This is a genomic window from Acinetobacter sp. PK01, from assembly GCF_022819285.1.
Classification (GTDB): Bacteria; Pseudomonadota; Gammaproteobacteria; order Pseudomonadales; family Moraxellaceae; genus Acinetobacter; species Acinetobacter tandoii.
Genome location: NZ_CP094643.1, coordinates 161,834 through 176,702, shown reverse-complemented (window position 1 = coordinate 176,702; position 14,869 = coordinate 161,834). Strand labels below are relative to the sequence as shown.

Here is a 14,869-nt window from a genome sequence, read left to right as displayed (position 1 = left end):
GCCTCTCTCCTCAATGAGCATTTAAAATGTCGTGCGCGATTTTAGGATATCGATCACTTAACATGGAAACAAAAGATTGCCGAATATCGTTTAAACGAGCAGGATTATCGGCGTCAAAACGAACAGTAAAATATTCGCCAGTATTGGATGCTCGAATAATGCCAAAACCATCTTCAAAATCAAGCCGTACACCATCAATTTTACTTAATTGAGCAGCGATATGATGGCTCTGGACTTCAATATCAGCCAATAAGGACTTAGGATCAGCACTATAAGTACTGATATAAGTATCTTCAGTACCACAACGTTCAGGGTATTTGACCAGTGCTTGCGAAAGGGTGAAATCTGGACGTTGACTTAAAAATTCGAGTACGCGTAAGGCGGCATATAAGCCATCATCATAACCAAAACCGCGCCCATCATTAAACACGTAATGTCCAGCATATTCCCCACCAAACACAGCTTTTCCGTGTGATTGCATGAGATATGTCTTTAAGAAACTACTGCCAGTGCGAATCATTTTGGCTTGCCCACCCAATTCACACACCGTATTGCGTACCATCGTTGAGCATTTTACATCAAACACCACTTCATGCTGAGGATGAGTGGCTAAGCACATTTCAGCGAATAAAGACAATAATCGATCTGCGCTAATGATGCTGCCGTGTTCATCGACCAATACCAGTCGATCACCATCTCCATCGAGCGCAATGCCTATATCTGCATGTTGTTGTTGAACGGTTTCGGTCAAAGTAATTAAATGACTAGCTTGCGATGGGTCTGGGGCATGATCAGGAAATTCGCCATTCGATTCACAACGCAGTGCCGTCACCTGACAACCTAACTTTTGTAAAACTAAAACGGCACAGCGACCTGCTGAACCATGTAAACCATCAATCACGATATGGAAAGGTCGTTTCAGTTGAATATCTTCTAAGATGGCTTGCTGATATTGCAAACAATAGCTCACATCAAATTGATGCTGAATATGGGCTAAAGGTACTTTACGTTGTGGTGAAAACTGTAAGCTCGCGACATAACCAACTTGTTGGATCATTTCAGGGCACGGCGGTTCACCTTGCATAATCCATTTGATGCCATTGTCACTTTTCGGATTATGGCTCGCGGTGACCATAATGCCATTGCCTGCAAATTGGCGCGCACTGTAATACAGCATTGGGCTAGAACAACAGCCCACATTCACGACATGAAAACCTTGTTTTTCGAATATTGTTTGTATAATTTGGGCGTAAGCAGGACTACTCAAACGAGCATCATAGCCAATCACCACAGTGGTTTGAGCAGCTTGTTGATACTGGCATGCCAGACCATAGGCAATTGCTTCGACCAACTCTGGTGTTAATAACGTTATTTTTCCACGAATATCATAGGCACGAAAGACCTGCCATGGAAATATAGGTTGTTGAATATTCATATATTTGTAACTTCTGAATCCAACGAATACTTTAAAAGTTCGTCTTATTCATACAACGTAAATGTTTTAAAATATTTCTAGTTTATATCTGAATAGAATTGAACTGTTAATACTATTTAAGTGTTGTTGACAGCTTATAAAGTTGTATTGAATAAAATCTTTTATATTTCAGAATGAAAGAGCCGTAAGGCTCTTTCATATCAACATCAGTTTTTACCTGTATGTCCAAAACCGCCTGCACCGCGCTCAGTCGCTACAAATTCGTCTACTTGTTCAAATTCTGCTTGCACCACAGGAACAAGTACATACTGTGCCAAACGCTCGCCTGGTTCTAAAGTAAATGCAGCTTGACCACGGTTCCATACCGAAACCATCAATTCGCCTTGGTAGTCGGAATCAATTAAGCCCACAAGGTTACCTAAAACGATGCCATGTTTATGACCTAAGCCCGAACGCGGCAAAATTAAACCTGCAAAGCCTGTATCTTCGATATAAATGGCTAGGCCTGTTTTCACCAATACCGTTTGACCCGGTTCAATCACTGTTGGTTCAGTTACACATGCGCGCAAATCCAGACCCGCTGAACCTTGCGTCGCATAAGTTGGCATTGGCCATTCTTGTCCTAAACGTGTATCTAGAACTTTAACTTGAACCTTCATATTGTTTCCTACTGTTTCAAAAATAAATATCGGGATTAACGCTTAATTAAAGCGCGTAAATTTTCAAGGTAGTGTTGTGCTTGCTGCTTGGGGTCAACATTGCCCGCGAGCTTTTTCTTGCGCCCCAACCACTCCAATTCATCTTGTGGCAATTCATCTAAAAAGCGGCTTGGGGTCATTTGGCGCATTTGCCCACCCGCCTTGCGCTGTTCCGCTAGCGTAATGGTCAACCCCTGACGCGCTCGGGTAATGCCCACATACATCAAACGACGCTCCTCCTCGACCGTTTCAGCCACAATCGAGTTTTTATGTGGCAGTAGCTCTTCTTCTAAACCAATTAAATATACGAATGGAAATTCCAGACCTTTAGATGCATGCAGAGTCAACAAATTGACTTTATCAGTGTCTTCTTCTTCCTGTTGTTGCTCCAACATATCCAGCAACACCATTTTGCGAATTACACTTTCAATGTTGCGCTCATCCACATCTTCAGCACGGTTAATCAAACTTTGAATACTGGTGTATAACACTTCAATATTGTCGAGTTTGGTTTTTTCCTGTGCAGGTGTAGCCGCAGATTCTTTGATGTAGTCGATATAACCCGCTTCGTGCATCATTTGGCGAATAATCGGTACAGGTTCATCATCTTCTAGCAATTCACGAGTAAAGTTACTAATGAACTCAGCAAATTCAGCCAGTTGTGTGGTTGCCTTTTTCGGAATCGCCATAGTCAAACGTTGATCGCCTGCGGCCGCCAATAAAGACAGATGATTTTCTTGGGCAAACAAACCGAGCTTTTCTAAAGTTACAGGTCCAATCGCACGTTTTGGTGTATTAATAATGCGTAAGAATGCACTGTCATCTTCTGGGTTAATGATCAGTCGCAGATAACTCATGATGTCTTTGATTTCTGCACGCGCAAAGAATGATTGACCACCTGACAATTTATACGGAATCTGCATTTGACGCAGTTGCGTCTCTAAAATACGTGCTTGGAAATTACCCCGATACAAAATGGCATAATCTTTCCAATTTTTGCCATTCATCAGTTTATGGGTAATCAGGTCTTTTACCACGCGTTCTGCTTCATCATCATCATTACGGCAGGTAATCACGCGAATGACTTCGCCATGACCTTTATCTGACCAAAGTTTTTTATCAAAAATATGTGGGTTATTCCCAATCACCGTATTCGCTGCTTTTAAAATACGGCTGGTCGAACGATAGTTCTGTTCCAGTTTAATGACTTTTAAATTGCGAAAATCTTCATTTAGCAATGCCATATTTTCTGGCTTTGCTCCACGCCATGCATAGATCGATTGGTCATCATCACCCACAGCGGTAAACTGCCCCATTACACCGACCAAAAGTTTCACTAAAATATATTGTGCGGTGTTGGTATCTTGATATTCATCGACCAACAAATAGCGAATACGATTTTGCCAACGATCTCGTACTTCTTGATTCTCTTGTAACAAACGCGTCGGCATCACAATCAGATCATCAAAATCTACCGCATTATAAGCACGCAAATTACGCTCATAAAGTTGGTACAAATGCGCCATTTGAATGTCTTCAGGTGTTTCACATGTGGTGTGTGCCTGTTCAGGAGGAATCAAATCGTTTTTCCAATCTGAAATCATCTTCATGGCTTTCGCGATTAATTCTTTGCTTTCCGCACCCGACATATTATCGCGGTGCATTAAGTCCATGAGAATACGCTTACAGTCATCAGCATCTAAAATAGAAAAATTGGCTTTTAATGGCGTATTTTTAAGTTCTAAACGTAATAAATTCAGACCAAAGGTATGGAAAGTAGAAACCGAAAGACCTTTCGCTTCTTCACGTGACAATAACTTAGTCACACGCTCTTTCATTTCACGCGCTGCTTTATTGGTAAATGTCATTGCCGTAATACGGTATGCAGGAATACCACAATGCTTAACCAAATAAGCTATTTTACGCGTAATAACCGAAGTCTTACCCGAACCAGCCCCTGCAAGTACTAACAAGGGCCCTTGAGTATATTTCATGGCTTCAAGTTGCTTGTCATTTAACTGACTTGCCAGTGACATAGTCTTTCCTCTTTTTGATCCGAGCTAGATTATAGACATCAAATACCCAGATGCCTAACCTAAAATGACGATTCTCTGTTCATAAAAAAAGCCACCTAAAGGTGGCTTTCCCGAAACTCAATGATTTCTAAGCAAACAAAACTTCAATTATTTTGTTTCATACACTGTAATTTCTACACGACGGTTTTGTTCACGGCCCGCAGCAGTATCATTGCTCGCGATTGGTGAAGAAGAACCATAACCACGCGCAGTCATACGTGAGCTTGCAATCCCTTGAGAAGATAAGTAGTTCAATACAGAGTTTGCACGGTTTTGAGATAATGGGTTGTTAATCGCATCAGTACCAGTGTTGTCAGTATGACCATGAATAACAAGTGCAAGTTTGTTCGCTGTACCATCTTCACGTAAAACACGCGCAACATCATTCAATGCTGTTTGGAAACGTGGTTGAATAGTAGAAGAGTTTGTTGCGAAAGTAACGCTTGGCATTACAAGATTAATCGAACCATCTTTGTTACGATCTACATCAACGCCAGTACCCGCAAGTTCTTCACGAAGACGTTTTTCTTTTTTGTCTAATAAAAGACCAGCACCGCCGCCCACTACAGCACCAATCGCTGCTGCTTGACCCATTTTATCTTTGTCTGCATTTGAATAAGCAAGACCTGCACCCAATAATGCACCTAGACCTGCACCGATTGCCGCTTTGTCATATTCCATTCCTGTGCCAGTAGATTGACAACCTGAAAGAACCAACGCCCCTGCTACTGCTGATGAAATTAATAGTGCACGCATGACATGCCTCCATTTGTGTGTTTTGTTTATGCCTGAAATAGTCGCTGAAAAAGAAGACTTAGACCATTGATTTTTTGTTAATAATATCGCGTGTGGTTACATTTTGTAATAATTAATTTCAATTTTGAATGTGCATTCATCACAATCCCTTCATGTTTGATCAATCATGAAGGATAATTTACCAAACAGAACGCTTGTTTTATTTTCAGAATTTGCAACTATATTCAACAACGATAATGGATGATTTTACTTAGGATTATTTTTTATATGTCATCTCAAGCAAACAAACAACCCATATTAAAAAAAATCACACGTGGACTCACTGTTGGCTCTGTCATGACAGGCAGTACTTTTTTTCATGGACCACCAGTACTTGCACTCGGTTTAACCAAATTATTTAAACAATCGCAAAAAGTCGATAAAACCAATATTCAAATTACCAATAGTTGGTTAGGCGTGAATAACTGGCTCATTGATCACGTTCTACCCCATCTAAAATGGGATATTACGGTCGATGAAAATCTCGACTTGAGTATGCAAGGTCGTTATTTAATGACTTGCAATCACCAAAGTTGGGTCGACACGACAGTAAATCAATATTTTGGACTGACACGAATGCCACTGACACGCTTTTTTACCAAATGGGAACTGATTTTTATTCCCTTTGTTGGACAAGCCTTCAAAATTTTGGGCTTCCCGATGATGAAGCGACATACCAAACAAGAAATTGAAAAAAATCCTGAGCTTAAAACCCGAGACATGGAAGAAGCACGCAAAGCCTGTGAACAATTATTAAGCCAACCTTTTACACTACTAAACTATTTAGAAGGTACTCGATTTACCCCTGAGAAACACAAGAAACAAAACTCGCCTTACCAAAATCTTCTTAAACCCAAAGCTGGCGGACTTGCATTGGCTTTGAATATTTTAGGTGATCAAATTGATGCGCTAGTGGATATGACCATTGTTTATCCTGATGGTGCACCAGGTTATGGCGAATTCTGGCTAGGTGAAGTGGGTCGTATTGCGGTGAATTTACGTAAAATCGAAATTCCTGACTGGGTTCTAGGTGGAAACTATGAAGATGATGATGAATATCGTGCACAATTCCAAGCATGGGTTGCTCATCTCTGGACTGAAAAAGATCAGTTAATTAGTCAAATGAAAGCGCAATATTCAACAACTGCTGAAGTGAGTACGGTGTAATCCTATGAGGCAGAACAAGTCAGTACCCAAATCAAAATATCATCGTGTCGATCCACAGAGCTTGTCATTCAAACTCTATCTGATCTATGACACCTTCATGGTATTCCTGATCATTTTTAACTTGTTCTGCTTAGCTGCCAATTTTTTCTTGATGAGCAATATTGGTGGTTGGTTCCTAAACTCGATTCATTTAGATGAAGTGCTCAATTTTTATCGTACTCATCTCCATCCATGGGTGATTACCACCGAAGCTTGGTTTATTTTGTTCTTAATTACTGAGCTTTTGGTACGTTGGGTGATTGCGGTCATTTATCGCCACCATCGTCGTTGGTTTTTTTTCCCTTTTATTCATTGGTATGAAATTCTAGCCATTATTCCACATCTGCGTTTTCTACGTTTATTCCGTGCAGGGATTATCATTTTTCGTCTGCATGAATTAGGCTATAACGTCATTCCCGAATCAATTCAGAAAAGAGCCAAATTTTACTACCGTGTAATCATGGAAGAACTGTCTGATCGTGTAGTCATTACCGTATTAGACGGCGTGAAGCATGAACTGAATACCAGCTCAACTCATAGAAAAATTATTCATGATTTAGTCGATCATCATCGTACCCTATTTGCGCAAGCTTTAGCTGAACTGTTACAAGAGTCACTGGCGACGGAACTACAGCAGCGTCAGAGCTTGATTGCTCAAAATATTGGTGCAATTGTAAATCAAGCCATTGAGGATACGCCTGAACTTACCCAGCTGTTACGTTTAATTCCTATTGTTGGTGGACGAATTGAACATCAAATCCAGAGCATTGGGCAGCGTTTAGGAGAAAATATTACCTATGGTATTTTAGAACCGTTAGTCTCTGGAAGCCCTGAACAGCCTAATCATACCTATAAGCTGATTGCTGAAAAAGTCAGCGAATTAAATATTGATAATGAGGCATTGGAACAATTGGTTGAATCTGCTGTATATGAAAGTTTGGATGCTATTCGCAAGCAAGTGAAAGTAAAACAATGGTTAGAAGACCTTGAAAAGCTCGATCAAGCTAAAGAATAAGCATTAAGATAAAAAAGTTACAAACTTGGCTAGAGAATTCAAAGAATTTGTTCTAGGATTTGCTCTATTTACAACATCGCTTCGGCATAAAACCAATAGCTTCGAAGTCTTAAGGATAAAATATGGCTGATATTCGGATCACCGGTAGAATGGTTAACTTTAGTAGATTAACCTTCGACACAAATGACCATAATGCCATTCGTCAACAACTGACCCAATTACTTCAAGACAGCACAACTCATGGTGCGCTTGTTATTTTAGACAGTACCGTTGAACAAGAACTGATTGCCCTGATTCAACTACTGCTTGACTTAGATTTACAACCTATGGCGGTAATTGAAGGTTTATTGGGCGATGAAGCACGTGCCATTCAATTTCCAGTACTCCCTGCCGACAGTAAATCATTACAACGTATTAAAGCCACTCAAGAACAAGTGGTTGAAACTGTTGTCCAAGCACCCGAAGCAACAACAGAAAATACGCAAAAAGTAGCACCATTTCCGCGTAATATTGGACATATTACCTCGTATCACGATGAAATCTTACGTACAGGTCAATGTTTAGTGCAAGATCATGGCGATATTATCGTCAATGCAGGTATAAATAGTGGTTCAGAAGTAATTGCTTCAGGAAATATACATATTTATGGTAGTGCTCGTGGTAGAGTTATCGCAGGTGCTGGTGGAAACAGTGCTGCTCGCATTTTTTGTCACTCACTTGAAGCTGAATTGGTTTCAATTGCAGGGACATATTGTGTCGCCGATGATATTCCACCCCATGTCTTAAAGAAGTCTGTACATATTTATTTAAATGAAAACCAAGAGCTGGAATTTAAAGCTCTGGAATTTTAATGTATAAATAAACACCAAAACCCCGCTAATTAAAGGGGGGATTTACCATAACAGGAGTGGATTCGGTGGCGAAAATTGTTGTCGTAACATCAGGCAAAGGTGGCGTAGGAAAAACTACGACCAGTGCATCTTTTGCAACAGGTTTAGCCCTTCGTGGTCACAAAACTGTTGTTATTGATTTTGACGTAGGTCTACGTAATCTTGACCTCATTATGGGCTGCGAACGTCGTGTTGTGTATGATTTTGTGAATGTTTTAAATAACGAAGCACGATTACAACAAGCACTTATTCGTGATAAAGATATTGAGAACTTATACATTTTACCTGCATCACAAACGCGCGATAAAGATGCGTTAACCGATGAAGGCGTTGCACGTGTAATGGACGAATTATCTCAAGAATTCGATTACATTATTTGTGATTCTCCTGCAGGGATTGAGCGTGGTGCTATTCTAGCCATGTATCATGCAGATGAAGCGATTATTGTGACCAACCCTGAAATTTCTTCAGTACGTGACTCTGACCGCATTATTGGCATGCTAGACAGTAAAACTAAAAAAGTAGAACAGAATGAAGGACGTATACGCAAACACTTGTGTATTACTCGTTTTAATCCTGAACGTGCAGACAAGCAAGAAATGCTCACTATTGATGACATTTCAAAAGACATTTTACGTGTACCTACACTGGGTGTCGTGCCTGAATGTAAAAGCGTTTTACAAGCCTCTAACGAAGGTAAACCAGTCATTTTGTTCCAAGATGCAGAAGCTGGACAAGCTTATGAAGACTTGGTTGCACGTTTCCTTGGTGAAGAACGTCCTTACCGTCACATCACAGTCAAACCTAAAGGCTGGTTAGCACGATTATTTGGAGCGTAAATATGGCAGGATTCTGGAGTAAATTATTCAGTAGTGATGACAAACCATCTAGCGCACAAATGGCGAAAGACCGTTTGAAAGTCATTGTTGCGTCTGAACAAGGCTTAGGTAAACGCTTAAGCCAAGATAAAATTGACCAAATGAAAAAAGAAATTATGCAAGTGGTCAATCGTTATGTGCGTGGAGTGGATGAAGAACATATCCAAATGTCTGTTCGTTCTGAAGCCAATATTGAAATGCTAGAGATGAATATCAATTTGCCTGAAGAGCGATAATCTGAAATCTGATTAGTCAAGCAAATTGATTCAAGGCAAAATAGCATCAGCTATTTTGCCTTTTTAGTTTGAAAAGAATATACCAAGGAGTTTGCAATGGCATTATCTCAGCCAGCAACGTTTAATGAAGAATGGTCGGATGAGCGCGTTTTTGCCTATTTAAATCAGCTTCCTCCTACAGGAGTTAATGCCGACTTTCATGTTCTTTACCACGCATTCAAACATATGCGCCCAACGGACTACGAGCGCTTGTTAACTCAATTCGTTGCAGATGGTCGCAATGTCAATGCAACCAATCCTCAAGGTCAACGTATTCATGATGTAATTGCTGAATACCCACGCCAACGAGATGGATTCTTAGAAGTCTTGGCAAAATTTGCTTAAGTCTTAAAGCCTACCTCGTGTAGGCTTTTTTATGCTCTGCTTATAAATGAACTAGAATAATAGCCCCATCAACAATGGAAAGGTCAACGCAAATAAAAGTGTTTGCAAACTAATAATAGCTGCCATGAGTTGACTATCACCATTAAAGAATCGCGTTAGAATATAAGATGCCGACGCCGTAGGTAAAGCAAAGAAAACCACCAAAATCGCTATATGTAATGGTGCTAAGCCGAAGCTTTGTGCCACAAAATAAGCCAGTATAGGTACTCCAAGTAACCGCGATACACTATTCAACATAACACGCCCGAAATCTGGTTTGAGCTGACTAAATTGTAATGCAGCCCCGACAGAAATCAGACCTAATGGCAGACTACTACTTGCCAACAATTTCAATAATTGCGATATACCTTCTGGCATCAACAAGCCAGAACAATTAAATACAATACCGAATAGACAAGCGGTAATGAGCGGATTCTTTACAATCGACATCAGCGTAAAACGCAACTGCCCCTGCGCACTTTGGGTAAATGAGCAAACCGAAATAATATTGACCAATGGAATTGCCACAGCAATGATCATAGAGAACAATTGCATGCCTATCGAACCAAACATTAAACCCATCAATGAAAGCCCAATATAGGTATTGAATCGAATCTGGCTTTGGATATAAACCCCGAAACGAAGAACTGGAATGTGGAAATAAAACTTCAGTCCCCATAACAACAGACTGATTAGAATAATGAGTATGCCCAGTACAATATAAAGCATGACAACCGAACCTAAATCTAGCTTTACACTCGAAAGATTGCTAAACAATAAAGCTGGGAAAAGAATGTAATAATTTAATTTTTCAGAGTTTGCCCAAAATGCCTCCTGCAAAAAACCTGTCTGCTTAAACACATATCCCATCCCTATCAGAAAAACCAACGGAAACAGTGCCATGATTATGTTCATTCATTTCTTCCAATTGCTGCACATCAGTCAGCTTTGACTCATTTTGGAAACAGAATATAATCCTTATTCTCCCTCATAATAAAATGAGTATTTGCTCATACCCTCAAATGACTTTTAGCCAACTTGAAATCTTTTTACTGGTTGCTAAACATCAAAGTTTTAGCAATGCAGCCAAACAACTCGGAATTTCTCAATCTGCGGTTTCACATGCCATAAAAAGTCTAGAGCATTTTTGGCGTGTACAACTGTTTAGCCGTGAACAAAATAATGTAGTCCTCACCGAGATTGGACAGCAACTTCGTATCAATGCGCAGGAAATTTTAAATACAGCACAAGTCATGCAGCAGCAAGTTGCTGCGACACATGGCCTACAACAAGGCAGCTTAAGAATTGGTTCATTTGGCGCATCTGCATCGATTCATCTACTGCCTGAACTACTGCAAGCTTTTAGGACTGAGTACCCTCAAATTGAAGTTTTTGTGGAAGAAGGCACCGATGATGAAGTCACCCAATGGATTTTAAACCAACAAGTGGATGTCGGATTTGCAGTTTTACCCAACCATCAATTGGATACTTTTCCATTGATTAAAGATATTTTTATTGCCCTTATTCCGAACTCCTACCCCATTGCGCAAATGAGTCAGGTAGATATTACTCAGTTAAAACACTACCCTTTTATTTTGACCAAGGCGGGCAGCCAGACGCATATTGAAAAACTGCTTAAACAATATGACATACAGCCCAAGATTCAATATCAACTCTCACAATTATTAACCATTCTAAATATGGTCAATCAGCATGAAGGCATTTCGATTGTGGCGGATATGGCCATGACGCCAGAGCTGCTTGCACTGCATCCGAATGTGGTGAAACGTCCTTTGCTACCGAATACACAACGTGAAATCGGGCTCGCCGTCCGCAATCAAAAGCTGATCAGTCCTGCCACACGTGCCTTTATTGAGCTGGCTCAGACTATGTTCTATGATTAAATTCAAGCGCATAAAAAAGCCTGCTCTTAAGCAGGCTTTTTAACAGATGAGCACTAGGCGAGAATATCCCGCTTACCATTCGCCCCCATCGCACTTACAATGCCACTTTCTTCCATTTGGTCGATAATACGTGCCGCTCGGTTATAACCTAGACTGAATTTACGCTGTAGTGATGATGTCGAAGCTTTTCGTGTTTCTAAAACAAAAGCCACACATTGATCATACAAGGCATCTCGATCTGAACCGCCATCACCCTCTTCAAACCCACGTGACGTCGGCTCCTCATCATATGGAGTCAAAATTTCATCAACATAATCAGGGTCGCCACGTTCACGCCATGCATCACAAATACGGTTGACTTCATCATCAGAAATAAAAGCACCATGCACACGTTCAGGTTCAATTTTACCTGGACCTAAAAACAGCATATCGCCATGACCCAACATGTCTTCCGCGCCACCGGCATCGAGAATGGTGCGAGAGTCAATTTTACTATTAACACGTAATGCAACACGAGTCGGAATATTGGCTTTAATCAAACCTGTGATTACATCAACCGAAGGACGTTGTGTTGCTAACAGCAAGTGAATGCCCGCAGCACGTGATTTCTGTGCCAAACGGGTAATCATTTCCTCGGCTTTTTTGCCCACCTGCATAATCATATCGGCAAATTCATCTGCCACAATCACAATCGAAGGTAAAGGCGTTAAACGTGGTGCGCGCTCACCCACAACAGAATCACTGGCCTTCCATGTTGGATCAATCAAGTCTTCCCCGTTCGCCAACGCTTCTTCCACCTTACGGTTATAGTCCGCAAGTTTACGAATTTTAAGGAATGACATGAGCTTGTAACGACGTTCCATTTCATTTACACACCAATTCAATGCATTAACTGCATCTTTCATGTCTGTCACAACAGGAGTAAGTAAGTGTGGAATGTCATTATAGTTAGCCAATTCCAACTGCTTCGGGTCAATCAAAATAAGACGTAATTGGTCAGGGGTATATTTCAATAGCATCGACAAAATCATCGAGTTCACAGCGACAGACTTACCTGAACCTGTGGTGCCTGCAACCAGCATATGTGGTGCTTTACCCAAATCGGTAATCACTGGATTGCCTGAAATATCCTTCCCCATCGCCATGGACAATAAGCCCGCTGGGTCACGATAGGCTGGCGTTTCTAGTAATTCAATTAGACGGACCATTTCACGTGCACTATTCGGTACTTCAATTCCAATATATGGCTTACCTGGAATTACTTCGACCACACGTACCGAAGCCATCGACATGGATCGCGCCAAGTCCTTCGAAATATTGGTGACTTTGGATGCTTTGACCCCTGGGGCTAAATCCAATTCAAAGCGCGTCACGACTGGTCCTGGTTGTGCCTCGACCACTTTGGCTTTGACATTGAACTCTTGCAGTTTAATTTCAAGTAATTCCGAAAGACGTGCCAATTGTTCAGCCGTGAAATTGACTTTTTTATTCGGATCAACACGATCTAGCAAATCCAATTCTGGTAGCGTAGATAAATCACGACGTTTTTGGGCAACCTGCATAGCACGAGACATTGGGCGTCCCGCAGCATCCGTCAATGCTGCATCAAAGTCAAAATCATCTTCTTCTTGAGGTTTGCCAGCAGTTTCTTGCCATGCTTCGATGAACGCCTCTTTAGACAATTCAGCCTTAGTCTGCTCAATAAAACGCTCTGGTACTTCTATAGCAGTCTGCTGTATCGGTGTTTTAACAAAGGCTGATGATTGAGCGTAGGAAGATGCTACACGTGGCTCATCTACTGTGGCTGTCTGTTGTTCTTCTGCATCAAAATCGTCCAGAAAACGATCTAATTCATCGTTCAACATATGCGCCTTTGTTGCCCCAGCAGCAACACCTACCGCAGTAGAGATACTCGAAATTGGAGCTTCTGCAACGGCAATATCAGGAATTGCGGTAGCTTGAATAGTTTGAACTTCGCTACGTTGGAATGGACTATGTACATCCGAAGCTGCCTTACCACTAGGTACAGCAGCAAGTAGCTCATCAAAAATCTCATCATCGTCCCAATCAAGATTACTTTTGACTGGTTTCGGAGAAGATTCTATCTGAACATCAACGGGATATTGACGCTCTACTACCGAATTGAAATCATGCTTAGGAACCACAGTTTCATCTTCAGCAGCTTTTAATAATGCTTCAATGTCTTGTTTATGTAGTTGATCATTATTGGTATTTAAGGCACGCCAAACTTCACCTGTCGCAATGGTGCGCTGGCTATCTTGTTCAAGTTGATGTGCTTTGGCGATAGTTTTTTCAAACTCTTCATCGTCGTCTAAATCGAACTCAGTTGGTTGATTCAATTGAGACTCTTTCTGCACCATATCATCAAACAAACGCTCTGCTGCCACACCTGCAATAAATGGTTGTTCTACAGAGGCTTGAGATGGTTTGCTATGATCCGATTCTGTTTGATCAGCAACCTTGCTTGGAGCAACTGCAATCACCTGTTTTTTGACTTGAGGTGTGGTACGATCAAAATCAGATTCGCTCTCGGGCACGTTTTTATAAAATAAATCTTGTAAATACGCAGGTGTAGCTCGCAAGGTATCCCACGTTTTGTTCCACTTTACCCCAAAGGCCAAAGTAAACAACACTACCCAAAACACCACTAAAAACAGTGCGGCACCATAAATGGTCAGCAGTTGACTCAGACTTTGCCCCAACTCATAGCCAATAATCCCACCAGAAGCATTGGCTAAAGTATCTGCAGGTACTTCCCAAAATAAAAATAAGAGTGTTGCCGTTGCCAACAAAATGAAAAACTGAGCAGCATAACGAAATGGTCGGTTCAAAAAGCTACGTGGCCACCAAACCTGAATCGCTTCAATAAATAAGAAAAGTGGGATGAGTAAGCTTGCCCAACCTAAAAATCCAAACAATAAATCTGAAATCCATGCTCCAGCGACACCGCTTGCATTGGAAACCTGTTGGGTGTCACTCGAAATATGCATCCAACCTGGATCAAAAGGTGTATAAGTGACTGTTGCAAGGAACAGATAAATCCCAAATGAGACTAAAAATAACGTCATCATTAAGCGCTGTGCATAAGCACCTGACACCGCAGCCATACTCTGTCCTGTAAGCATTTTTTCATTCATGTTTTTTTGGAAAACAACCTGAATTTGTTTCTTAATAAAACCTGATATTATGCACCTGTTCACGTAAAAAAGATGCAAGATTATGAGGGCTTGTTGTTAACTTTATTCTATATAGCTCAAATCGATTTGTATGATCAATATTACCCACATTGAACA

13 protein-coding genes are annotated in these 14,869 nt (G+C 40.9%); 7 read left to right on the top strand and 6 right to left on the bottom strand.

The features are described from left to right. Positions 1–10 precede the first annotated feature (10 nt). The 4 genes from MP622_RS00835 to MP622_RS00820 form a co-directional block, all read right to left on the bottom strand. Entirely contained in the window at positions 11–1,435 is a 1,425-nt protein-coding gene (locus tag MP622_RS00835) for a phosphomannomutase/phosphoglucomutase (protein ID WP_243792042.1), read from the bottom strand. Between the two features lie 206 nt (positions 1,436–1,641). Next, complete coding sequence (gene dut, locus MP622_RS00830) at positions 1,642–2,094, bottom strand: dUTP diphosphatase (RefSeq protein WP_044738232.1); 453 nt, start codon at positions 2,092–2,094, stop codon at positions 1,642–1,644. 35 nt (positions 2,095–2,129) lie between these two features. Continuing rightward, entirely contained in the window at positions 2,130–4,169 is a 2,040-nt protein-coding gene (locus MP622_RS00825; RefSeq protein WP_016167264.1) for a UvrD-helicase domain-containing protein, read from the bottom strand. 147 nt (positions 4,170–4,316) lie between these two features. Beyond that, positions 4,317–4,964: an OmpA family protein gene (locus MP622_RS00820; RefSeq protein ID WP_016167265.1), complete on the bottom strand. Its 648-nt coding sequence runs from the start codon at positions 4,962–4,964 to the stop codon at positions 4,317–4,319. Between the two features lie 267 nt (positions 4,965–5,231). Here MP622_RS00820 and MP622_RS00815 point away from each other — a divergent pair, with 267 nt between their 5' ends. The 6 genes from MP622_RS00815 (at position 5,232) to MP622_RS00790 (ending at position 9,612) form a co-directional block, all read left to right on the top strand. Next, positions 5,232–6,170, top strand: a complete 939-nt coding sequence (locus tag MP622_RS00815; protein ID WP_104441500.1) for an acyltransferase — start codon at positions 5,232–5,234, stop codon at positions 6,168–6,170. 4 nt (positions 6,171–6,174) lie between these two features. Further along, positions 6,175–7,224, top strand: a complete 1,050-nt coding sequence (locus tag MP622_RS00810; RefSeq protein ID WP_243792040.1) for a preprotein translocase subunit SecA — start codon at positions 6,175–6,177, stop codon at positions 7,222–7,224. A gap of 122 nt (positions 7,225–7,346) precedes the next feature. Beyond that, on the top strand, positions 7,347–8,075 hold the full coding sequence (gene minC, locus MP622_RS00805; RefSeq protein WP_016167268.1) for a septum site-determining protein MinC: 729 nt from the start codon (positions 7,347–7,349) through the stop codon (positions 8,073–8,075). Positions 8,076–8,140: 65 nt separating this feature from the next. After that, positions 8,141–8,953, top strand: coding sequence for a septum site-determining protein MinD (gene minD, locus MP622_RS00800; protein WP_016167269.1), 813 nt, complete (start codon positions 8,141–8,143; stop codon positions 8,951–8,953). Between the two features lie 2 nt (positions 8,954–8,955). Next, complete coding sequence (gene minE / locus MP622_RS00795) at positions 8,956–9,228, top strand: cell division topological specificity factor MinE (protein ID WP_016167270.1); 273 nt, start codon at positions 8,956–8,958, stop codon at positions 9,226–9,228. Between the two features lie 96 nt (positions 9,229–9,324). Further along, complete coding sequence (locus MP622_RS00790) at positions 9,325–9,612, top strand: PA4642 family protein (RefSeq protein ID WP_016167271.1); 288 nt, start codon at positions 9,325–9,327, stop codon at positions 9,610–9,612. Positions 9,613–9,663: 51 nt separating this feature from the next. On the opposite strand, the gene MP622_RS00785 is transcribed toward MP622_RS00790, so the two are convergent. After that, positions 9,664–10,566 carry an AEC family transporter gene (locus MP622_RS00785; RefSeq protein WP_243792039.1) on the bottom strand — a complete coding sequence of 301 codons (903 nt, stop codon included), beginning with the start codon at positions 10,564–10,566 and terminating at the stop codon, positions 9,664–9,666. 107 nt (positions 10,567–10,673) lie between these two features. Here MP622_RS00785 and MP622_RS00780 point away from each other — a divergent pair, with 107 nt between their 5' ends. Continuing rightward, on the top strand, positions 10,674–11,555 hold the full coding sequence (locus MP622_RS00780) for a LysR family transcriptional regulator (RefSeq protein WP_243792037.1): 882 nt from the start codon (positions 10,674–10,676) through the stop codon (positions 11,553–11,555). A gap of 53 nt (positions 11,556–11,608) precedes the next feature. Here the strand turns inward: MP622_RS00780 and MP622_RS00775 are convergent, their stop codons facing one another. After that, the gene (locus MP622_RS00775) at positions 11,609–14,683 is read right to left on the bottom strand and encodes a DNA translocase FtsK (RefSeq protein WP_243793421.1); all 3,075 of its coding nucleotides are present in this window, start codon (positions 14,681–14,683) and stop codon (positions 11,609–11,611) included. Positions 14,684–14,869 lie beyond the last annotated feature (186 nt).